Below are 21,973 nucleotides of genomic sequence, written 5' to 3' on the forward strand. Positions count from 1 at the left end.
TTTCGTGGCCGGGCCGCTCGCGGCGCCGGCCGCTTCGCCTACCCGCGAACACCATCACAGACAGGATTCCTGATGTTCGGATTTCTCCGCAGCTACTTCTCCAACGACCTGGCGATCGACCTCGGCACCGCCAACACGCTGATCTACATGCGCGACAAGGGCATCGTGCTGGACGAGCCCTCGGTCGTCGCGATCCGCCAGGAGGGCGGCCCCAACGCCAAGAAGACCATCACGGCGGTGGGCAAGGAAGCCAAGCAGATGCTGGGCAAGGTGCCGGGCAACATCGAGGCGATCCGCCCGATGAAGGACGGCGTGATCGCCGACTTCACCGTCACCGAGCAGATGCTCAAGCAATTCATCAAGATGGTGCATGACAGCAAGCTGCTGCGCCCGAGCCCGCGCATCATCATCTGCGTGCCGTGCGGCTCGACCCAGGTCGAGCGCCGCGCCATCCGTGAATCCGCCCTGGGCGCCGGCGCCAGCCAGGTCTACCTGATCGAGGAGCCGATGTCGGCCGCGATCGGCGCCGGCCTGCCGGTGTCGGAGCCGTCGGGCTCGATGGTGGTCGATATCGGCGGCGGCACCACCGAGGTGGGCATCATCTCGCTGGGCGGCATGGTCTACAAGGGCTCGGTGCGCGTTGGCGGCGACAAGTTCGACGAGGCCATCGTCAACTACATCCGCCGCAACTACGGCATGCTGATCGGCGAGCAGACCGCCGAGGCCATCAAGAAGGAAATCGGCTCGGCCTTCCCGGGCTCCGAAGTCCGCGAGATGGAAGTCAAGGGCCGCAACCTGTCCGAGGGCATCCCGCGCGCCTTCACGGTCTCGTCCAACGAAATCCTTGAAGCCCTGACCGATCCGCTCAACCAGATCGTGTCGGCGGTGAAGATCGCGCTGGAACAGACCCCGCCCGAACTCGGCGCCGACATCGCCGAACGCGGCATGATGCTGACCGGCGGCGGCGCGCTGCTGCGCGACCTGGACCGCCTGCTGGCGGAAGAAACCGGCCTGCCGGTGCTGGTCGCCGAAGACCCGCTGACCTGCGTGGTGCGCGGCTCCGGCATGGCGCTGGAACGCATGGACAAGCTCGGCAGCATCTTCTCCTACGAGTAAGCAGGACGCTCACGTGGCGATGCGCGGCCTGCCGGATCGACCGATCATGGCGGCGTCGCGGCGCCGCATCCGCCGGGGCCGGGCCCTGGCAGCTCCCGCCGCCCGACCGTGCCGCGCCCGTCCCCGCCAGGGGCCGGGGCGCGGCAAGGCGGGCGGCGGGGCGTTTCCGCGTGGCCTCCGGCCTTTGTTCGGGTAAATGGATTACTCCCCTCCGCCGCTCTTCAAGCAAGGCACCTCGGCCGTCGCCAGGCTGGTCCTGTACGTGGGCATCGCGCTGGCGCTGCTGGTGGTCGACGCCCGTTTCGACGCGCTGCGCGTGGGCCGGCAGGTTGCCGCCACCGTGCTGATGCCGGTCGAGCGCCTGGTGCTGGCGCCGCGCGACGCGCTGCGCACCATGTTCGACTATGCGCAGTCGTCGGCGACGCTCGCCACCGAGAACCGCGAGTTGCGCCAGAACGCGGTGCAACAGGCGCAGGCCTCGGTGCGCCAGGCCCAGCTCGAGGCCGAGAACAACCAGCTGCGCAAGCTGCTCGGGCTTGCCCAGCAGTCGGCCACGCCGGTGACCGCGGCCGAGATCCTGTATGACGCGCGCGATCCGTACAGCCAGCGCATCGTCATCGACAAGGGCAGCCAGCACGGCCTGCGCGCCGGCTACCCGGTGATCGACGAGCGCGGCGTGGTGGGGCAGGTCACGCGCGTGTCCCCGTTCCAGTCCGAGGTGACGCTGCTGACCGACAAGGACCAGGCGATCCCGGTGCAGGTGGTGCGCAACGGCCTGCGCAGCGTGGCCTTCGGCGGCGCGCGCGCGGGCCACCTCGACCTGCGCTTCATGGCCGCCGCCGCCGACCTGCAGCAGGGCGACCTGCTGGTGACCTCGGGCCTCGACGGCACTTATCCGCCCGGCCTGCCGGTGGCGAAGATCGTGCAGATCGAGCGCAAGGCCGATACCGCGTTTTCGCGTGTCTATTGCGAGCCGGTGGCCGGCGTGCGCGCGCACCGCCAGCTGCTGGTGGTGCGCTACGACGCCGCCATCCCGGCGCGCGAAGCGGTCGAGGCGCGACCGGAGGCGCCGGTCAAGGGCGCCAAGTCCGCCGCGGCGCGCGCCGCCGCCGACAGCGCCGCGGCCGGCAAGTCCGCGCCCGCCAAGGAGGCACCACGGTGACCAACTCCCAATACCTGCTGCGGCCGGTCAACCCGGCCTTCATCGCCTTCAGCTTCGTGCTGGCGTTCCTGTTCAACCTGTTGCCGTGGGGCACCACGTTGTGGATCCCGGACATGGTGGCGCTGGTGCTGGTGTTCTGGAACATCCACCAGCCGCGCAAGGTGGGCATGGGCGTGGCCTTCCTGCTGGGCCTGCTGATGGACGTGCACGATGCCCGGCTGCTGGGCGAGCACGCGCTGGCGTACACGCTGCTGGCCTACTTCGCCATCACCATCCACCGCCGCGTGCTGTGGTTCACGGTCTATACCCAGGCGCTGCACGTGCTGCCGCTGCTGTTCATCGCGCACGCGGTGCCGGTGCTGATCCGGCTGGCGATGGGCGCGCCGCTGCCCGGCTGGCCGCTGCTGCTGGCACCGGCGATCGAGGCGCTGCTGTGGCCGCTCGCCACCAGCCTGCTGCTGGCGCCGCAGCGCCGCTCGACCGATGTCGACGAGACCCGGCCGATCTGACGCCGCCATCGTCATCGCCATCGCCCGCCACCGTCCACCACCGATTTCTCCAGGCCACGCAGTACCATGACCGAAATCCGCAACGTCGAACTGGAAATCGGCCGCTTCCGCATCCGCGTGGCGGCCGCGGCGCTGTTTACGGTGGTCTGCTTCGGCCTGCTGTTCTCGCGCTTCCTGTGGCTGCAGTGGTACAAGCATGACCAGTACTCGGCCAAGGCCGAGGACAACCGCATTTCGGTTGCGCCGATCGAGCCCAACCGCGGCATCATCATGGACCGCAACGGCATCGTGCTGGCGCGCAACTATTCGGCGTACACGCTGGAGATCACCCCGTCCAAGCTGACCGATACGCTCGACAACACCATCGAGGGCCTGTCCGGCCTGGTCGAGATCCAGCCGCGCGACCGGCGCCGCTTCAAGCGGCTGATGGAGGAGTCGCGCAGCTTCGAAAGCCTGCCGATCCGCAGCCAGCTGACCGACGCGGAGGTGGCGCGCTTCTCCGCGCAGCGCTTCCGCTTCCCCGGCGTGGACGTGCGCGCGCGGCTGTTCCGCCAGTACCCGCTGGGCGAGTCGGCCTCGCACGTGATCGGCTACCTGGGCCGGATCTCGCAGCGCGACCAGGAGCGCATCGAGGCCATGGACGTGGCCAACGATGCCGACGGCGCCAAGTATGACCCGCGCAAGGATGCCGACAACTACAAGGGCACCAACTACATCGGCAAGATCGGCCTGGAGCAGAGCTACGAGAGCGAGCTGCACGGCCTGACCGGCTTCGAGGAAGTGGAAGTCAGCGCGGGCGGGCGCCCGATCCGCACGCTGTCGACCTCGCCCGCCACCCCCGGCAACAACCTGATCCTGTCGCTCGACATCCGCCTGCAGCAGCTGGCCGAGGCGCTCTATGGCAACCGCCGTGGCGCGCTGGTGGCGATCGAGCCGTCCACCGGCGACATCCTGGCCTTCGTCTCCAAGCCGACCTTCGACCCCAACCTGTTCGTCGAGGGCATCGACACCAATACCTGGAACGAGCTCAACGGCTCGCCCGACAAGCCGCTGCTGAACCGGCCGCTGCGGGGCACCTATCCGCCGGGCTCGACCTACAAGCCGTTCATGGCGCTGGCGGCGCTGACCACCGGCAAGCGCACCGCGGCGTGGGGCATGTCTGACCCGGGCTATTTCACGCTGGGCAACCACACCTTCCGCGACGACAAGCCGGGCGGCCACGGCTGGGTCGACATGCACAGCTCGATCGTGCATTCGTGCGACACCTATTACTACGCGCTGGCGCGCGACATGGGCGTCAACGGCATCCATGACTTCATGAAGCCGCTGGGATTCGGCCAGATCACCGGCATCGACATCGAGGGCGAAAGCCGCGGCATCCTGCCGTCGACCGACTGGAAGCGCAAGGCCTACCGCAAGCCCGAGCAGCAGAGGTGGTATGAGGGCGAGACCATCTCGCTGGGCATCGGCCAGGGCTACAACAGCTTCACCATCCTGCAGCTGGCGCAGGCGACCTCGGTCATCGTCAACGACGGCAAGGTGATGAAGCCGCACCTGGTCAAGGCCATCGAAGACGCGGTCACGCGCAAGCGCACGCTGACCGTGCCCAAGGAAAGCTACACCATCCCGTTCAAGCAGTCCGACATCAACGTGATCAAGCGTGCCATGGTGGCGGTGACGCATTCGGGCACGGCCGCGCGCGTGTTTGCCGGCGCGGCCTACGAGTCCGCGGGCAAGACCGGCACGGCGCAGACCTACAGCCTGGCCAAGGGCGAGAAGTACAACCACCACGCGCTGGCCGAGCACAAGCGCGACCATTCGCTGTACACCGCGTTCGCGCCGGCGGACCAGCCAAAGATCGCGATCGCGCTGATCGTCGAGAACGCCGGCTTCGGCGCCGCGGTGGCGGCGCCGATCGCGCGCAAGGTGATGGACTACTACCTGACCGGCAAGTGGCCCGCCGACCTGGAGGCGATTGCCCCGCCCGCCGGCGAGCGCGTGGCCGGCCGCGCGCCGGTGGATACCCCGAGCGTGTTCACCACCGGCCAGACCGCCAGCATTGCCAGCGCCACCGTGATGTCCAGCGGCGCCGACGCCAGCGCGGTGGCGGCGGCCTCGGCCGCGCAGTTGCCGACGCCCGAGGCGATCGCCGCGATGCTCGACCCCGACGCCATCGCCCCGGCCTCGGCGGTGCAGACGCTGGACCAGCGCATGCTGCAGGCGCTGGGCCACAGCAAGCCGCAGACTCCCGCGCCGGCCTCGGCGGCGGCCGTGCCGGCCAAGGCGCCCGCGCCCAAACCACGCGTCAGGCCCGTGGCTGCCAAGGCAGCCAGCGGTGCCGACGCCACTCGCTGAAGGAGACGCGCATGGATCGACGCCGCGTCATGTCCCTGGTCAAGAGCGCGCTGACCGGTTTTGACAAGCCGCTCTCGCTGATCGTGTTCCTGCTGTTCGCCACCGGGATCGTGGCGCTGTACTCCGCCGCCATCGACATGCCGGGCCGGGTCGAGGACCAGCTGCGCAATATCCTGCTGTCGTACGTGGTGATGTTCGTGATCGCCTACCTGCCGACGCAGACGCTGATGCGGGTGGCGGTGCCGATCTATACGGTGGGGGTGGCGCTGCTGATCGCGGTGGCCATGTTCGGCCTGATCCGCAAGGGCGCGCGCCGCTGGCTCTATGTCGGCATGGTGATCCAGCCGTCCGAGATCATGAAGATCTCGATGCCGCTGATGCTGGCGTGGTACTTCCAGAAGCGCGAGGGCGTGATCCGCTGGTTCGACTTCATCGTCGCGCTGGGACTGCTGCTGATCCCGGTGGGCCTGATCGCCAAGCAGCCCGACCTGGGCACGGCGCTGCTGGTGATGGCCGCGGGCCTGTACGTGATCTACTTCGCCGGGCTGTCGTGGAAGCTGATCCTGCCGCTGATGGGCATCCTGGTGGTCGCCATCACGCTGCTGCTCACGTTCCAGAACGACATGTGCGCGCCGGGCGTGAACTGGCCGGTGCTGCACGACTACCAGCAGCACCGCGTCTGCACGCTGCTGGATCCGACCAGCGATCCGCTGGGCAAGGGCTTCCACACGATCCAGTCGATCATCGCGATCGGCTCGGGCGGAGTCGAGGGCAAGGGCTGGCTCAAGGGGACGCAGACCCACCTGGAATTCATCCCGGAAAAGCACACCGACTTTATCTTCGCCGTGTACTCGGAAGAGTTCGGCCTGATCGGCAACGCGGTGCTGCTGTTGCTGTACCTGTTGCTGATCTTCCGCGGACTCTTTATCGCGGCCAATGCGCCGACGCTGTTCTCGCGGCTGCTGGCGGGGTCGATCACGCTGATCTTCTTCACCTATGCCTTCGTCAACATGGGCATGGTCAGCGGCATCCTGCCGGTGGTGGGCGTGCCGCTGCCGCTGCTGAGCTACGGCGGCACCGCGCTGGTGACGCTGGGCGCGGGCATCGGCATCCTGATGAGCATTTCGCGGCAGAAGCGGCTGATCCAGACGTAGTGAGGGTTGCCCCCTCTCCCGCAAGCGGGAGAGGGAGTCTGTCAGCGCGGGTTTGACCGCTTCCGCAGCGCCCGTCATGGCCGCTTTGCTAAACTGCCACCCACTTTACCTCTACCGGTCCACGCCCCATGAACGCCCAAGACGTTGCCGCCTACCTGCAGAGCCATCCTGAATTCTTCGAAGAGCATGCCGAGTTGCTGGCCGCGGTGCAGCTGACCAGCCCGCACAGCCATCGTGCCGTGTCGCTGCAGGAGCGCCAGATGGAAATCCTGCGCGAGAAGAACAAGGGCCTGGAGCTGCGCCTGGCCGACCTGGTCCGCCATGGCCACGAGAACGACCGCACCCAGCAGCGCCTGCATGACTGGCAACTGCGCCTGCTGGCCGAGGCCGATTCGCATGCGCTGCCGTATGCGGTGCAGGACGGCCTGCAGCAGGTGTTCGACGTGCCGGCGGTGGCGCTGCGGCTGTGGGATGTCGCCGAACAGTACGCGCACATGGAAGTGGCACAGGGCGCCAGCGAAGACCTGCGCATCTTTGCCGAAGGCCTGCGCGCGCCGTACTGCGGCAGCAACAGCGGCTTCGAGGCGGCCAGCCTGCTGGAGCGCGACGATGTCACCTCGCTGGCGATGGTGACGCTGCGCGTGCCGGTGCGCGCCGGCGAGGCCGAAGCCGGCGCCGACGTGCGTGGCGCGGCCTTTGGGCTGCTGGTGATGGGCTCGCCCGACCCGCGCCGCTTCCACGACGGCATGGGCACCGCCTACCTGTCGCAGATCGGTGAAGTCGCCGGCGCCGCGCTGAACCGGCTGCGCGACTGAAGCCGCGCTCCGGGCCCGACGCCGTGACGCCATGACTGCACGCCGGCCGCCGCGCGACGCGGTCGCGCCAGCTGCTCCCGCCGGCGGCGCAGCGCCGCCGCCGGACCCGCTGGTCACGCGCTACCTCGACTGGCTGCGCGGCAGCCGCAAGCTGGCCGAGCACACGCTGTCGGGCTATGCGCGCGAACTGCGCGTGTTGCAGGCGCACGCGGCGCAGCATGCGCCGGGGATCGCGCTGCTGGCGCTGCAGACCCACCATATCCGTCATTTCGCCGCGCGGCTGCATGCCGCCGGGCTGGTCGGCACCAGCATCGGGCGCGCGCTGTCGGCATGGCGCGGCTTCTATCTCTGGGCGGCGCGCCATGGCCATGGCGTGACCGTGAATCCGGTCGACGGCGTGCGCGCGCCGCGCTCCGGGCACGCGCTGCCCAAGGCGCTGTCGGTCGAGCACGCGGTAGCGCTGGTCGCGCATCCTGCCGGCACCGACGCCGAGGCGCTGCGCGACCAGGCCGTCTATGAACTGTTCTACTCGAGCGGGCTGCGGCTGTCCGAACTGGTGCAGCTGGACCTGCGCTATGCCGACGCCGACGGCTACCGCTCCAGCGGCTGGCTCGACCTGGCCGGCGCCGAGGTGACCGTGACCGGCAAGGGCTCGCGCCGGCGCTCGGTGCCGGTCGGCAGCAAGGCCGTCGCGGCGCTGCAGGCGTGGCTGGCGGTGCGCGACGCCTTGCTGCGGCCGGGCGCCGCGGCCGAGGACGCCAATGCCTTGTTCCTCGGTCCGCGCGGCCGGCGCCTGTCGATGCGCACGGTGCAGTTGCGGCTCAAGCAGCAGGCACTGCGCGCCGGCGTGCCGGCCGATGTGCATCCGCATATGCTGCGGCATTCGTTCGCCACCCACATGCTGCAGTCTTCCGGCGACCTGCGCGCGGTGCAGGAGATGCTGGGCCATGCCAGCATCTCGACCACGCAGGTGTACACCGCGCTGGATTTCCAGCACCTGGCGAAGGTCTACGACAAGGCCCATCCGCGCGCCGGGCGCGCGCGCGCGAAGCCGGCGGCCGATAGCGCCGGCGGCGCGGCGAATAGCGGCGAAACGCCGGAAGACTGATTCACTCCCACTGCGCCAGCACCTCGCGGAAGCGCTCGATCTCGGGCAGCAGCCAGCCGCGGAACGCCTGCACCTTGGGCAGGTTCAGCGAGCCGGGCGCGCACACGAAGTACAGCAGCCACGGGCACGGGATGCTGACATCGAACAGCCGCACCACGCGCCCCGACAGCAGGTCATTGCACGCCAGCGACGAGCGGATCAGGGCGATGCCCTGGCCTTCCGAGGCGGCCTGCAGCAGCAGCGAAGAATCTTCCAGCAGCAGGCCCTTGCGCGGCTCCGGCCAGTCCAGCCCGGCGGCGTCGAACCACGGCTTCCACGGATCGCCCTCGCCACGCAGCAGCGGCATGCCTGCCATGTCCTGCGGCCGTGCCGGCAGCCGGCCGCCGTTGAAGGCGGGGCTGCAGACCGGGAAGAAGACGTCGTCGAGCAGCCGTTCCACATACAGGCCGGGATAGTCGCCGCTGCCCATGCGCAGCGCGATATCGACTTCTTCGTGCGCAAAGTTGACCAGCGTGTTCGACGACAGCAGCTCGACATCCAGTTCCGGATGGCGCTCGATAAAGCTGCCGATGCGCGGCGTCAGCCAGCGTGCGGCAAACGACGGCATGGTGCTGATGGTCAGGCGCTTGTCTCGATTGCCCGCCTGCAGCGCGCGCGTGGCATCGGCGATCTGCAGCAGGGCATCGCGCACGCGCTCGGCATACAGGCGGCCCGCCGGCGTCAGTGCCACGCGCTTGCCGTGGCGTTCGAACAGCGGCATGCCCAGTTCCTCTTCCAGCGCGCGGATCTGGTGGCTGACCGCTCCATGGGTGACAAACAGCTCCGTGGCCGCGCGCGAAAAGCTTTCGTGCCGCGCGGCGGCTTCGAACGCGCGCAACGCGGTCAGCGCCGGCAGGCGCGGCAACTCGCGGTGCCAGCCGCGCGGCATGTCCTTCTCCCAGGCGCTTTTCCAGGCCATGGCCGTCTCCAGATGATCGGGGTTATGTGAGATTGGCTAACAAGAACAAAGAAAATATATCGTTTTGATAGTGGTCGGGCAATCACTAATATTCGATCACCGGCCCCCGCAGTTGCACACTTCTTCACGGCGATATTCGCAGGATTTAACTGGCCTGGTCCCCTTGCCGGGCCAGTTCCTGTGACCCGCCGCGAATCCGTACTGCGTCTGGCGTATCCCCGCCAGGGCCGGCTGAACGGAGAACCACCATGAAAACCGTGCTCACAACGACCGAGTTCACCCTGAATCCTGGCGAAGTCACCACGCTGTCGGTGCATGCGGCGCAGCGCCTGCACATTGCGGACGCCCGCGGTACCGATGTATGGCTGACCCGCGAGAACGATTCGGAGGACTACTGGCTGCGTTGTGGCGGCAGCCTGCTGCTGCGTGCCGGGGACGAGGTGGTGCTCAGCATCGACCCGCGCGCCTTGCAGCCGGTGCGCCTGGCGCTGATTGCCGAGGCGCGCCGCCCGGCGCTGACGCTGGCCGATCTGCCGCACCTGGTGTACCGCAGCCTGCGCCGGCTGGTTCGAGGCACCGAATGGACGCCGAACCAGGACCGGGTCACCGCCTCCTGAAGCCGGGGAGGGCGGAGCACCGTCCGCGTCGCCCCGGCACCGGGCGCATCTGCGCCTGGTCTGGTCGCGTGACGCAGCGGACGGTTCCGCGCCTCCCACCTCGTGAACGGGGGCAGGCAGGGCCGGCGCAAGCCGGCCCTTTTCGTTACACTCTCGCCATGCATCCGATTCAAGTCATCGAACGCGGCCGCGAGGACTATCAGCCGTGTTTCGACGCGATGCGCGCCTTTACCGCCGCACGCACTCCCGAGACGCCCGACCAGGTCTGGCTGGTCGAGCACCCGCCGGTCTACACGCTGGGCCAGGCGGGCGACCCCGCGCACCTGCTGGCCCCGGACGAGCGGATTCCGGTGGTGCAGATCGATCGTGGCGGACAGATCACTTACCACGGCCCGGGGCAGGTCGTCGCCTACCTGCTGCTTGACCTGCGCCGCCGCCATCTGATGGTGCGGGAGCTGGTCCACGGCATCGAGCAGGCCGTGCTGCACACGCTCGCGGCGTATAATCTCGCAGCCGAACGCAAGCCCGGCGCCCCCGGCATCTACCTGTCCGGCGGGCCGCACCAGGGCGCCAAGATTGCGGCGCTCGGCCTCAAGATCCGCAACGGCTGCAGCTACCACGGCGTCAGCCTCAACGTGCAGATGGACCTGTCGCCGTTCCTGCGCATCAATCCCTGCGGCTATGCCGGACTGGAAACGGTCGACATGGCCACCGCGGGAGCCACCTGTCCGGTGGCGGATGCCGATGGCGCGCCGGTGCCCGTGACTGCGGCAAGACAACCCGAAATCGCACAACGCCTGGCGGCTGCATTGTGCGAGGTGCTGGCAGCGCACGAGGCTCGCGTGCTGGCGGCTGAAGAACCTGCCGCCCCGGCCCTGGCCTCCTAGTCAAAAGCGAAATGCACGCCGAGTGCGTGCGGAGAAATGTATGAGCGACGCACTGATCGCCCCGATCGCATCTTCCAGCGAAGCCCCGCAGTCCCCCGCGGAGCAGTACGACCCGACCCGCAAGCAGAAGTCGGCCGACAAGACCGCGCGCATCCCCATCAAGATCGTGCCGGCCGAAAAGCTCAAGAAGCCGGACTGGATCCGCGTGAAGGCCGCCACCGGCAATTCGCGTTTCTATGAGATCAAGGACATCCTGCGCGCCAACAACCTCGTGACGGTGTGCGAGGAAGCCAGCTGCCCGAATATCGGCGAGTGCTTCGGCAAGGGCACCGCCACCTTCATGATCATGGGCGACAAGTGCACCCGCCGCTGCCCGTTCTGCGACGTCGGCCACGGCCGTCCGGACCCGCTCGATGTGAACGAACCCGGCAACCTGGCCCGCACCATCGCCCAGCTCAAGCTGAACTACGTGGTGATCACCAGCGTCGACCGCGACGACCTGCGCGACGGCGGCGCTCAGCACTATGTCGACTGCATCTCGCAGACGCGCGAGCTGTCGCCCGACACCCGCATCGAAGTGCTGGTGCCTGACTTCCGCGGCCGCCTGGACAAGGCGCTGGACATCCTGCAGTCGTGCCCGCCCGACGTGATGAACCACAACATGGAAACCGTGCCGCGCCTGTACAAGCAGGCCCGGCCGGGTGCCGACTACGCGCACTCGCTCAAGCTGCTGCAGGAGTTCAAGCGCCGCAATCCCAACGTCCCGACCAAGTCCGGCCTGATGGTCGGCCTGGGCGAGACCGACGAGGAAATCCTGGAAGTCATGCGCGACATGCGCGCGCACGACATCGACATGCTCACCATCGGCCAGTACCTGGCGCCGTCGAACCACCACCTGCCGGTACTGCGCTACGTGCACCCCGACACCTTCAAGATGTTCGAGGACGAGGCCTACAAGATGGGCTTCACCCACGCTGCGGTGGGGGCGATGGTGCGCAGTTCGTACCACGCCGACCAGCAGGCGCATCAGGCGGGATTTGCCTGAGCGGGCTCGTCAGCGGATGGAACAAGAAACGGCCGGGGCTTTCCCCGGCCGTTTTGCATTTGGGCGCGCCCCTCCCCAGCCTAGGGTCAACCCCGACTGTGCGCGCCCCGTCCATTTCGATATGATGAATTCATCGATAAATTATCGATGAAATACAAAGACGTCACATTCCGGCTTGTCTGCCTAAACTGGGTAGCAAGTGCGCTACCGGGAATCTCATGAACTGCACCGTCCACCGACTTGCCGAGCACGCGCTGCTGTACAGCGTCGCGCCGCCCGCATCGCTGGCAGTCCAGCGCCGCATCTGGGCCATGGCGGCGCGTGCCGCGGACTGGCGCGGCGTGGTCGACGTGGTGCCGGGCATGAACAACCTGACCGTGATCTTCGACGGCAGTGCCGACGTCGACGCGCTCGAGCGCAACCTGAAGCTGGCGTGGGCCTCGGGCGAGGCGCGCAATGCCACCGGCAAGCTGGTCGAGATCCCGGTGCGCTACGGCGGCGAGCATGGCCCGGACCTGGGCGACGTCGCCGCGCATACCGGCCTGACGCCGCAGGAAGTGGTGCGCCGTCATGCAGCGGGCGAGTACGTGGTGTACTTCCTCGGCTTCCAGCCCGGCTTTGCCTATATGGGCGGGCTCGCGCCGGAACTGGCCACGCCGCGCCGGCGCGAGCCGCGGGTGGCGGTGCCGGCCGGGTCGGTCGGCATCGGCGGCGAGCAGACCGGCATTTATCCGGCGGTGCTGCCGGGCGGCTGGCAGCTGATCGGGCGCACCGACGCCGAACTCTTCGTGGCGGACCGCGATCCGCCGTCCCTGTTCGCGCCCGGCGATACCGTGCGCTTTGTCGCCGAGGAAATCATCGCGTGATCGAGATCCTTCGTCCGGGCGCGCTCGCCTCGGTGCAGGACCTGGGCCGTACCGGCTTTCGCCGTTTTGGCGTGGGCCGCTGCGGTGCCATGGACATGCTGGCGGTGGAAGTCGGCAACCGCCTGCTTGGCAATGCGCCCGGCTGCGCCGCCATTGAATTCACGCTGGGACGTGCCGCGGTGCGCTTCCATGCCGATATGCGCGTGGCCCTCGCCGGCGCCGAATGCGGCGCCAATCTCGACGGCATGCCGGTGTGGTCATGGCACGCGTTCGACGCGCACAAGGGCGAGACCCTGACGCTGCCGTCGACGCGCGGCGGCACGCGCGTGTACCTGTGCGTGGCGGGCGGCATCGCGGTCGAGCCGGTGATGGGTTCGCGCAGCACCGACCTGAAGTCCGGATTCGGCGGGCTGGGCGGCCGCGCGCTGCAGGAAGGTGACCGCCTGCCCGCGGGGCGGCCGGGACTGGAAGCCGAGACCGACTGGATCGGCGTGCAGGCGCCGGCGTGGGCGCTGCCCGCGGCGGTCGAAGGCAAGGCCACGGCGATCCGCATGCTGCCGGGGCCGGAATACGAGGATTTCGACGCGGCCGCGCAGGCCGCGCTGTGGCAGGCCGACTGGACCGTCACGCCCAACAGCAACCGCATGGGCCTGCGCCTCGCCGGCCCCGCGCTGGCGCGGCGCCCCGAGCGCAGCGCCGACCTGCTCTCGCACGGCGTGATGCCGGGCGTGATGCAGGTGCCGCCGGGGGGCCAGCCGATCGCGCTGATGGCCGATGCGCAGACCACCGGTGGCTATCCCAAGATTGGCGTGGTGATCGAAGCGGATTTGTGGCGGCTGGCGCAGGTGCCGCTGGGCGCGCCGGTGCGCTTCGTGCAGGTCACGCTGGCGCAGGCCGAAGCGGCGCAGGAAGAGCTGGCACGCTACCTGCGGCAGATCGGGCAGGCGCTGCAATGGCAGGGCGATGGCATGCCCATTGCCGCGCGCCGGCGTACCCGCACGCGAGCGGCAGCATAAGAGAAGGCGCCCGGGCGCCGCACAGGAGAATGGCAATGCAGATCGATCTGAACGCGGATCTTGGCGAAGGCTGTGGCAATGACGAGGCGCTGCTGGCGCTGATCAGCTCGGCCAATATCGCCTGCGGCTGGCACGCGGGCGATGCCGCCACCATGGTGCAGACGGTGAAGTGGGCGCTGGCGCATGGCGTGGCGATCGGCGCGCACCCGAGCTACCCGGACCGCGAGAACTTCGGCCGCACCGAGATGCAGCGCGACCCGGAACACGTCTACGCCGACGTGCTGTACCAGATCGGCGCGCTCGACGCGATCGTGCGCGCGCAGGGCGGGGTGCTGCACCACGTCAAGCCGCATGGCGCGCTGTACAACCAGGCCGTGCGCGACCCGGCGCTGGCGCGCGCGATCGTGCGCGCGGTGCGCGACTTCGACCCCGACCTGGTGTTCTTCGGCCTGGCCGGCAGCCAGATGATCGACGTGGCGAAGGAGGCCGGCCTGCGCGTCAAGCAGGAGGTCTTTGCCGACCGCGGCTACAACCCCGATGGCACGCTGGTCAAACGCGGCACGCCGGGCGCGCTGCATGAGGACGAGGAAGTCGCCCTGGACCAGACCCTGACCATGGTGCGCGAGCAGCGCGTGCGCGCCATCGACGGCACCTGGGTACCGATTCAGGCCGAAACCGTGTGTCTGCACGGCGACGGCGCTCACGCGCTGGCCTTCGCGCGCCGCATCCGGGAACGGCTGGGCGCAGAAGGCATCGCGATCCGCGCCGGCGACTGAGCGCGTTCCTGCGCCTTCACGCCGGCATTTCCCCCCACGCGGCCTGCCCCGTCACGCGTCACGACGGCTGCTGTCCGCGCGCCTTCGTTAGCTTCGTTTGGTGTTTCCATGGAACAGGCAGTCAATCTCTGGCCCCTTGTCGGGGTCGGCGTCATCATCGTCGGCTTCGTGCTGCGCTTCAATCCCATGCTGGTGGTGGTGCTCGCCGCTCTGGCCACCGGCCTGGCCGCGCCGATGCCGCTGATGCAGATCTTCTCCGCGATCGGCACCGCCTTCGTCAAGGCGCGCAACCTGCCGCTGATCATCCTGCTGCCGCTGGCCGTGATCGGCCTGCTGGAGCGCCACGGGCTGCGCGAGCACGCGCAGGCATGGATCGCGCGCATTGCCTCGGCCACGGTCGGGCGCCTGCTGATCGTCTACCTGGGCGTGCGCGAGCTGACCGCGGCGATCGGCCTGACCAGCCTCGGCGGCCATCCGCAAATGGTGCGCCCGCTGCTGGCGCCGATGGCCGAGGGCGCGGCCGAGAACCGCTTCGGCCACCTGCCGGAGCCGGTGCGCCAGCGCGTGCTGGCCTTCTGCGCCGCCACCGACAACGTCGGCCTGTTCTTCGGCGAGGACATCTTCGTCGCGTTCGGGGCAATCGCGCTGATGCATACCTTCCTGCTGTCGTCGAACATCGAGGTCGAGCCGCTGCATATCGCCGTGTGGGGCATCCCCACCGCGATCTGCGCCTTCCTGATCCACGCCGTGCGCCTCAAGCGCCTGGACGGCTGGCTCGAGCGCGAGCTGGGCGGTAACGCTGCCCGCGCCGCCATGCCTGCGCCGAGCGCCGAGTAAGGAGCGCGCCATGATCATCTCGATCGAATACCTCTACTGGCTCGCCGGCCTGGTGCTGGCCATCACCGCGCTGATGACCTTCACCGACCGCGCGCACCCGCGCCGCCTCAGCACCGGCCTGTTCTGGCTGCTGTACGCGATCGTGTTCCTGGCCGGCGACCGGCTGCCGCCCGCAGCGGTCGGCATCGGCGCGGTGGTGATGGCGCTGATCGCGGGCTTCGGCGGCGTCGGCCACGGCAAGCACGACAGCCTGCCCGAGACCGAGCGCCGCGCCAGTGCGAGCCGCCTCGGCAACAAGCTGTTCATCCCGGCGCTGCTGATCCCGCTGGTCACCGTGATCGGCACCATGCTGTTCAAGGATGTCCGGATCGCCGGCGTGCCCCTGCTCGATCCCAAGAACGTGACCTTCGTCTCGCTGGGGATCGGCTGCCTGATCTCGCTGGCGGTGGTGTGCTGGCTCACGCGCGACACCGTGGCGCAGGGCCTGCGCGAATCGCGCCGGCTGACCGAGTCGCTGGGCTGGGCGCTGGTGCTGCCGCAGATGCTGGCGATGCTCGGGCTGGTGTTTGCCGACGCGGGCGTAGGCAAGGCCGTGGCGCACCTGACCACCGCCTATATCAACCTCGACTACAAGCTGGTGGCGGTGGCGGTCTACTGCGTTGGCATGGCGCTGTTCACGGTGATCATGGGCAATGGCTTCGCCGCCTTCCCGGTGATGACCGGCGGTGTCGGCGTGCCCATCCTGGTCGGCATGTTCGGCGGCAATCCCGCGGTGATGGCGGCGATCGGCATGTTCTCGGGCTATTGCGGTACGCTGATGACGCCGATGGCGGCCAACTTCAATATCGTGCCGGCGGCGCTGCTGGAACTCGACGACAAGAACGCCGTGATCCGCGCGCAGGTGCCGACCGCGCTGGCGATCCTGGCGGCCAATATCGTGCTGCTGTACTGGCTGATGTAAGCGACAGGAGCCCCGCCATGACTACCGTGCTGCTGACCGGCTTCGAGCCGTTCGAGGATGAACCGGTCAACCCGTCGTGGGAAGCCGTGCGCGCGCTCGACGGCGAGCGTGTCGGCGACGCGGTGATCGTTGCGCGCCAGCTGCCGTGCGTATTCGGCGCGGCGATCGCCGCGATCGGAGAATTGCTCGACGCGATGCGACCGACCCTGGTGATCGCCGTCGGCCAGGCTGGCGGCCGCGCCGAGATGTCGGTCGAGCGGGTGGCGATCAATGTCGACGATGCGCGCATCGCCGACAACGCCGGCGCCCAGCCGATCGACACCGCCATCGTCGCCGACGGCCCGGCCGCCTACTTTGCCACGCTGCCGATCAAGGCGATGGTGCGCGACATGCGCGCGGCCGGCGTGCCGGCGTCGGTGTCGCAGACCGCCGGCACCTTCGTCTGCAACCATGTGTTCTACGGGCTGATGCACCGGCTGGCGCGGCAGCCCGACGGCGCGGTGCGCGGCGGCTTTATCCACATTCCGTATTTGCCCGAGCAGGCCGCGCGCCATCCGGGCCAGCCCAGCCTGGCGCACGAGACGCTGGTGAGGGGCCTGCGCACCGCGGTGGCGACGGCGCTGTCAACCCGCGCCGACGTGCGCGAGCAGGGCGGGCAACTGCACTGAGGGTCGGCGCGCATGTCCGCGCCGGCTTACTCGTGCAGGTTGGCCGCGGCCGCCTCGCGGCGTGCCGCGGCCTTCTTCATCGCATGGCGGCGCAGGCTGACCTGCTCGAAGCGCCAGATCACATAGCAGAACGCCAGGAACGGCCACAGCCAGCCGAGCCACTGCGCCAGGCTGTTGAAGTGGATGAAGCGGCCCATGCGCCAGCCCTGCTCCGAGATCCACGCGTAGGGATTGGACGGCAGCACGTTGGTCAGCGCCACCAGCACGATCAGCGCCGCCATCGCCAGCACCGCGCGCAGCCAGCGTGGCAGGTACAGCAGCAGCGCCAGCACCAGCGAGCTGGTCAGCAGCGCGAAGCGCCCGCCTTCGGACAGCCAGACGAAGGCGCTTTCGGTGGGGAACTGAAGCTCGGCCGCGGTCGCCTTGAGCAGCAGCGCCGCCGCCAGCAGCCCGGCCAGGATGCGCAGCATCGGCGCGCTGCGGCGCATCGCCACCGAGGCGAACAGGCCGGTGCCGACCCAGCTGCTGGCGGTCACCAGCGATTCGAGCAATTGCTGGCTCTGCATGTCCTCGGGCCGCAGGCCGATATGGTCCTGCCACGCCTCCAGCTGCGGGAACACCATCTGCAGCACCTGCATCGGCCAGGATTCCGGATCGGTCAGCCATTCGCGCACGATGCCGCCCATGCCGAACAGGTGCTCCTGCGGAAACACCTGCGCGAACGGCCACAGCAGCAGCAGGATGATGGCAAAGCTGGCGTGCGGCTCGAACCACGCATGGCGCAGCCGCGTCAGCCGGCCGTCGTCGATCAGCGCGCGCGTGAACGGCGCCACCACGGCGCCGCCGAGCAGCGCCCCCAGGGCATTGGTGATCAGGTCGATGTTGGACGAGATCCGGCTGGGCAGCCAGGTCTGGAAGGCCTCCATGCACGCCGACAACAGGGCGCCGGCCACCAGCGCCACCAGCGTGGCGCGCCCGCCCGACACGCGCGGATGCAGCGACAGCACCACCAGCGCGCCGAACGGGAAATACCCCAGCACGTTGGTCAGCAGGTCGAAGTCGGTGATGTAGCGCGGCTTGGGCGCGCTGACAAAGGCAAAGGGCGAGATGCCGTTGTCGATCCAGCCGGAGAACGGGTACAGGCTGGCATAGATCACCAGCAGCGTGAAGCAGAGCAGCCCCACGCGCGCCAGCGGCGAGTGCTGCGGCGCGGTGGCCGATGATGCTGGCACAGCCGCCGGCGGCGGCGCGGAGAGCGGCGGGGGAGCCGGCTCCATGGCAAATCTCCTGTTGCTTTACTTTAGCTGCAGCGTGCCGATCCAGTCGAGCAGCGCGGCAATCACGGCGTCGCTGGCTTCGGCCAGCGCCTTGACGCCGCCGGCGCCGTCGGCGCTGGGCGCGGGCCGGCGCGCCTCGAAGGTCTGCTGGCCGAGCATGCCGTGCCGGTACACCGTGGCGCGCAGCCGCACCACGCCCTCGCTGCTGGTGGCGCTGTCGAACACCTGGTCGAACTCGAGCAGGTCCACCTTCAGCGCCGGCGCGCTGCTGTCGCCGGACCAGCCCAGCGTGCCGCGCGCGGCCACGGCCTCGCGCAGGCGCTCGTCGAACAGGCGCGTGGGCGACATCACCCAGCGCTGCGTGGCGTAGGCCTGCAGGCGCTGCGCCTGGGCGTACTGGAGCCGGTAGAACAGCGCATTGCCTTCCAGCCAGTTGGGCCCGTCGGTCTGCGCCACGCGCAGTTTGGGCAGCGCCGCGGGCGCAGGGTTCCCGGTGCCGGCGGCCGTGTTGCCGGCGACGGCCGGGCCGAGGTCATAGGTGATGGTCGGTTCGCCGCGCGTCAGCGCGCAGCCCGACAGCGCCAGCCCGGCGGAGAAAATCAGCAGGGCCGCGCGCAGGCGGGCGGGCGCGGAGCGCAGCAAGCGTGGCATCTCGGTCGCAGGGTTCACGGCGGATTCTCGCGGTTGGCGTTTGGCGTGATCGATGGGAACAGGGTCGGGCGCGGGCGGTGCAGCAGGCCGGCCGCGCTACGGGGCCGCGCTGAAGCCCGGCTCGCCCGGCCCTGGCGTGGGCGCGGGCGCGCCGAACAGCACGCTGCTCGGGCTCTCGTTGAACTGGCCGGCGGCGCGTTCGAAGCTGCGCGCGGTCTGGCGCGCATCGCGGGCCAGGCCATTGAGCTGCGGCAGGGTCTCTTCGCTGAAGGTGCCCGCGGCCGACTGCACCGACGCGGCCGCGCCCTGCAGGTCGCGCCCGACGCTGTCGACGGTGCGCATCACGGTGCCGTTGGGGTTAGCCAGTTCCTGCGTCAGGCGCCGCGTCGATTCCAGCGTCGCGTTCAGGTTCTCGGCCACTTTCGGCAGGCGCTGCGCCGCCGGCGCGAGCGAATCGGACAGGCGCGAATAGTCTTCGGCGGTCTTGCGCACCGAGCGGATCGCCGCCATCAGCTCGTCGCGGTTGGCGCCGCGGAACATGTCGTTGAGCGAGCCCATCAGGGTCTCGGCCTGGGTCAGCAGCGAATCGCCGCGCTTTTCCAGTTCCTCGAAGAAGCCGGGCCGCATGGCGATGCGCGCCACCGCCCGCGGCGAGGTCGGCAGCGGCGGCGAGGCGGCGGTACCGTCGTGCGCGGCGGAGTCGTCGAGCTGCACGTAGGCGATCCCGGTCACGCCCTGGAAGCCCAGGGTGGCGTAGGTGGTGCGCGTGATCGGCGTTTCGCGGTTGACGTTGACGCGCACGATGATCTGGCCCGGCACCTGCGGATCGAACTTGATCGACTCGACCTTGCCCACCGCCAGCCCGCGGTACTTGACGTCGGCCTGCGGTCCGAGGCCGTTGACGGTGGAGCGGGTGATCAGGTCATAGGGCACGCGCACCGCATGGTCGCTGCTGAACCAGAAGATCGCGAACAGCACCAGCACGGCCAGGCCGATGGTGAACACGCCGGCGAGGAAGGCGTGGGACTTGTTTTCCATCATGCTTCTCCAGGGGGCGGCGCCGCGGGCTGCCCGGGCTGGGGCAGCGCCTGCAGGGCGCGCTGGGCGCGCTCGCCCAGGAAATACTCGCGGATGAAGGGATGGTCCACCTCCACCACTTGCGCAATCGGCGCGGCCGCGATCACCTTGTGGTCGGCCAGCACCGCGACGCGGTCGGACAGCGCCACCAGCGTGTCGAGGTCGTGCGTGATCATCACCACGGTCAGGCCCAGCTCGCGGCGCAGCTCGCGGATCAGCGCGACGTAGTCGTCGGACGCCATCGGGTCCAGGCCGGCAGTGGGTTCGTCCAGGAACAGCAGCTCGGGTTCCAGCGACAGCGCGCGCGCCAGCGCCACGCGCTTGATCATGCCGCCGGACAGGTCCGACGGCATCTTGTCGGCATCGCGCGCCGACAGCCCCACCAGCTGCAGCTTGAGCAGCGCCGCCTGGCAGATCAGGTTGTCGGGCAGCGCGCGCAGCTCGCGCAGCGGCAGCGCGATATTGTCGATCACCGACAGCGCCGAGAACAGCGCGCCGCGCTGGAACTGCAGGCCCCAGCGGCTGCGCAGCGCCTGCAGCTGGGCCGGGCTCAGTCGCGCCGGATCCTCGCCGAACACCTTGATGGTGCCCGAGGTGGGGCGCTCCAGCCCGACGATCTGGCGCAGCAGCACGGTCTTGCCGCTGCCCGAGCCGCCGACGATCGACAGCACCTCGCCGCGGTAGACGTCGAGGTCCACATGGTCGTGCACCACCGCCTTGCCGAAGCGCTTGACCAGGTCGCGCACCTCGATCACCGGGATGCGCTCCGGCGCGGGCTGCGGCGCGCCTGGCTGGGTCGCGTTCGCTTGTTCCGCGCTCACAGGCCCACGTCCTTGAACAGGATGGCGAAGACCGCGTCGGCCAGGATCACGATGGTGATCGCGGTGACCACCGAGGCGGTGGTGCCTTCGCCCAGGCTCTGGGTGTTGGGCTTGATGCGCAGGCCGAAGTGGCAGGCGGTCAGCGCGATCAGGATGCCGAACACCACGCCCTTGCCCAGCCCCAGCCACAGGTTGGCCACCGGCACCGCATCGGGCAGCTCGCGCAGGAAGAAGGTGGCGCTGATGCCCAGCTGCATGCGCGCGGCCAGCATGCCGCCTGCCAGCGCCATCACGTCGGTCCACGCCACCAGCAGCGGCATGGCGATGGCCAGCGCGATCACGCGCGGCATGATCAGCCGGAAGCCGTGCGAGATGCCCATCACGCGCATCGCGTCCAGCTCTTCGGTCACGCGCATCACGCCGATCTGCGCGGTGATGGCCGAGCCCGAGCGCCCCGCGATCAGGATCGCGGCGAGCACCGGCCCCAGTTCGCGGATCACCGCCATGCCCAGGATATTGACGATGAAGGTGCTGGCGCCGAAGGTGCGCAGCTGGTTGGCCGACAGGTACGACAGCACGATGCCGATCAGGAAGCCGACCAGCGCCGTGATCCCCAGCGCCTTGTAGCCGACGTTGTAGATGTTGGCCGAGATCTCGCGCCACGGGCCGCGCTGCGGCATGCGCGCGAAGCGCAGCAGGTCGAACGCCAGCTGGCCCAGCATGGTGACGCCGTTGCCCAGTTGCGCGCCGAACGACAGCACGTTGGCGCCGAACAGCGTGACCGGGTTGAAGCGGTCTACCATGTGCTTTTTCCAGCCCTCGTTCTGCACCGCGGCAATGCGCTCGAACACGCGGCGCTGGCCCTCGCTGGCCTCCAGCCGTTGCGGCAGCGCGCCGTTCCAGGCCTGCCACAGCAGCTGTCCGCCGATATGGTCGAGCCGCTCGACGCCGGCCAGCGACCATTGCGCGTGGTCGGGAGCCTGCGCCAGTTCGTGCAGCTGCGCGCGCAGCTGCCGCGCCTGGCGGCAGCCGGCCAGCGCGAGCGCGGTCCAGTCGCCACGCAGCTGTACGCTGACGGTTCCGTCCCCGCGCGTGATCTGGAAATCTGGCGTCGTCTGGCGTTCCAAGGGCTAGCGATGTGATGGCCGAGTCTCGATTCTAAGCCACGCGCCCCGCTGGCGCGACCGCGCCGTGCCCGGGAGCATGCCCGGCGGCGCGGCGCGGCTACAATGCGGCATCTGCCGCAGGCCCGGGTTCCGACCCGGATCCTGCGTGTGCCGACCGCGATCCCGCCCCA

General features: G+C 69.2%; 22 protein-coding genes. 16 read left to right on the forward strand and 6 right to left on the reverse strand.

The window, feature by feature from the left end; genetic code table 11:
• The first annotated feature begins 72 nt into the window (after positions 1 to 72).
• From FHX60_RS24625 to FHX60_RS24655, 7 genes are all read left to right on the forward strand, one after another.
• Positions 73 to 1,116, forward strand: a complete 1,044-nt coding sequence (locus FHX60_RS24625; RefSeq protein ID WP_008648066.1) for a rod shape-determining protein — start codon at positions 73 to 75, stop codon at positions 1,114 to 1,116.
• 196 nt (positions 1,117 to 1,312) lie between these two features.
• Positions 1,313 to 2,278, forward strand: coding sequence for a rod shape-determining protein MreC (mreC, locus tag FHX60_RS24630; protein WP_183284926.1), 966 nt, complete (start codon positions 1,313 to 1,315; stop codon positions 2,276 to 2,278).
• Positions 2,275 to 2,787, forward strand: a complete 513-nt coding sequence (gene mreD / locus FHX60_RS24635) for a rod shape-determining protein MreD (RefSeq protein WP_112776089.1) — start codon at positions 2,275 to 2,277, stop codon at positions 2,785 to 2,787. The genes mreC and mreD overlap by 4 nt, the downstream gene beginning before the upstream one ends.
• A gap of 66 nt (positions 2,788 to 2,853) precedes the next feature.
• On the forward strand, positions 2,854 to 5,142 hold the full coding sequence (gene mrdA, locus FHX60_RS24640) for a penicillin-binding protein 2 (RefSeq protein WP_183284927.1): 2,289 nt from the start codon (positions 2,854 to 2,856) through the stop codon (positions 5,140 to 5,142).
• 11 nt (positions 5,143 to 5,153) lie between these two features.
• The gene (rodA, locus tag FHX60_RS24645; RefSeq protein WP_112776091.1) at positions 5,154 to 6,296 is read left to right on the forward strand and encodes a rod shape-determining protein RodA; all 1,143 of its coding nucleotides are present in this window, start codon (positions 5,154 to 5,156) and stop codon (positions 6,294 to 6,296) included.
• 128 nt (positions 6,297 to 6,424) lie between these two features.
• Complete coding sequence (locus FHX60_RS24650) at positions 6,425 to 7,111, forward strand: DUF484 family protein (protein WP_183284928.1); 687 nt, start codon at positions 6,425 to 6,427, stop codon at positions 7,109 to 7,111.
• Between the two features lie 31 nt (positions 7,112 to 7,142).
• Positions 7,143 to 8,219, forward strand: a complete 1,077-nt coding sequence (locus tag FHX60_RS24655; RefSeq protein ID WP_183284929.1) for a tyrosine recombinase XerC — start codon at positions 7,143 to 7,145, stop codon at positions 8,217 to 8,219.
• Position 8,220: 1 nt separating this feature from the next.
• On the opposite strand, the gene FHX60_RS24660 is transcribed toward FHX60_RS24655, so the two are convergent.
• Positions 8,221 to 9,177 (reverse strand): transcriptional regulator GcvA, encoded by a 957-nt coding sequence (locus FHX60_RS24660; protein WP_112776094.1) that lies wholly within the window; start codon positions 9,175 to 9,177, stop codon positions 8,221 to 8,223.
• Between the two features lie 248 nt (positions 9,178 to 9,425).
• On the opposite strand from FHX60_RS24660, the gene FHX60_RS24665 reads away from it, so the two are divergent.
• From FHX60_RS24665 to pcp, 9 genes are all read left to right on the forward strand, one after another.
• Entirely contained in the window at positions 9,426 to 9,794 is a 369-nt protein-coding gene (locus FHX60_RS24665) for a DUF2917 domain-containing protein (protein WP_112776095.1), read from the forward strand.
• A 158-nt stretch (positions 9,795 to 9,952) separates the two neighbouring features.
• Positions 9,953 to 10,681 (forward strand): lipoyl(octanoyl) transferase LipB, encoded by a 729-nt coding sequence (lipB, locus tag FHX60_RS24670; RefSeq protein WP_183284930.1) that lies wholly within the window; start codon positions 9,953 to 9,955, stop codon positions 10,679 to 10,681.
• A gap of 40 nt (positions 10,682 to 10,721) precedes the next feature.
• Positions 10,722 to 11,726 carry a lipoyl synthase gene (gene lipA, locus FHX60_RS24675; protein WP_183284931.1) on the forward strand — a complete coding sequence of 335 codons (1,005 nt, stop codon included), beginning with the start codon at positions 10,722 to 10,724 and terminating at the stop codon, positions 11,724 to 11,726.
• A 218-nt stretch (positions 11,727 to 11,944) separates the two neighbouring features.
• A complete protein-coding gene (gene pxpB, locus FHX60_RS24680) occupies positions 11,945 to 12,592 on the forward strand; it encodes a 5-oxoprolinase subunit PxpB (protein ID WP_092315218.1) in 648 nt (215 codons plus the stop codon).
• A complete protein-coding gene (locus tag FHX60_RS24685) occupies positions 12,589 to 13,608 on the forward strand; it encodes a 5-oxoprolinase subunit C family protein (RefSeq protein WP_092315216.1) in 1,020 nt (339 codons plus the stop codon). Before pxpB ends, FHX60_RS24685 begins: the two co-directional genes overlap by 4 nt.
• Positions 13,609 to 13,643: 35 nt before the next feature.
• Positions 13,644 to 14,384 (forward strand): 5-oxoprolinase subunit PxpA, encoded by a 741-nt coding sequence (gene pxpA, locus FHX60_RS24690; protein WP_092315214.1) that lies wholly within the window; start codon positions 13,644 to 13,646, stop codon positions 14,382 to 14,384.
• Between the two features lie 108 nt (positions 14,385 to 14,492).
• Positions 14,493 to 15,221, forward strand: a complete 729-nt coding sequence (locus tag FHX60_RS24695; RefSeq protein ID WP_112776099.1) for a DUF969 domain-containing protein — start codon at positions 14,493 to 14,495, stop codon at positions 15,219 to 15,221.
• A 10-nt stretch (positions 15,222 to 15,231) separates the two neighbouring features.
• Positions 15,232 to 16,182 (forward strand): DUF979 domain-containing protein, encoded by a 951-nt coding sequence (locus FHX60_RS24700; RefSeq protein WP_112776100.1) that lies wholly within the window; start codon positions 15,232 to 15,234, stop codon positions 16,180 to 16,182.
• A 17-nt stretch (positions 16,183 to 16,199) separates the two neighbouring features.
• Positions 16,200 to 16,850, forward strand: coding sequence for a pyroglutamyl-peptidase I (gene pcp / locus FHX60_RS24705; protein ID WP_183284932.1), 651 nt, complete (start codon positions 16,200 to 16,202; stop codon positions 16,848 to 16,850).
• 26 nt (positions 16,851 to 16,876) lie between these two features.
• Here the strand turns inward: pcp and FHX60_RS24710 are convergent, their stop codons facing one another.
• From FHX60_RS24710 to FHX60_RS24730, 5 genes are all read right to left on the reverse strand, one after another.
• Positions 16,877 to 18,127 (reverse strand): VanZ family protein, encoded by a 1,251-nt coding sequence (locus FHX60_RS24710; RefSeq protein WP_183284933.1) that lies wholly within the window; start codon positions 18,125 to 18,127, stop codon positions 16,877 to 16,879.
• Positions 18,128 to 18,145: 18 nt separating this feature from the next.
• On the reverse strand, positions 18,146 to 18,778 hold the full coding sequence (locus FHX60_RS24715) for an ABC-type transport auxiliary lipoprotein family protein (RefSeq protein WP_183284959.1): 633 nt from the start codon (positions 18,776 to 18,778) through the stop codon (positions 18,146 to 18,148).
• 96 nt (positions 18,779 to 18,874) lie between these two features.
• Positions 18,875 to 19,819 (reverse strand): MlaD family protein, encoded by a 945-nt coding sequence (locus tag FHX60_RS24720; protein WP_092315203.1) that lies wholly within the window; start codon positions 19,817 to 19,819, stop codon positions 18,875 to 18,877.
• On the reverse strand, positions 19,816 to 20,676 hold the full coding sequence (locus FHX60_RS24725) for an ABC transporter ATP-binding protein (RefSeq protein WP_112776104.1): 861 nt from the start codon (positions 20,674 to 20,676) through the stop codon (positions 19,816 to 19,818). The genes FHX60_RS24720 and FHX60_RS24725 overlap by 4 nt, the downstream gene beginning before the upstream one ends.
• Positions 20,673 to 21,803 (reverse strand): MlaE family ABC transporter permease, encoded by a 1,131-nt coding sequence (locus FHX60_RS24730; RefSeq protein WP_092315199.1) that lies wholly within the window; start codon positions 21,801 to 21,803, stop codon positions 20,673 to 20,675. The genes FHX60_RS24725 and FHX60_RS24730 overlap by 4 nt, the downstream gene beginning before the upstream one ends.
• Positions 21,804 to 21,973: the final 170 nt, after the last annotated feature.

It is taken from the genome of Cupriavidus alkaliphilus (assembly GCF_014191175.1).
GTDB classification, from domain to species: domain Bacteria; phylum Pseudomonadota; class Gammaproteobacteria; order Burkholderiales; family Burkholderiaceae; genus Cupriavidus; species Cupriavidus alkaliphilus.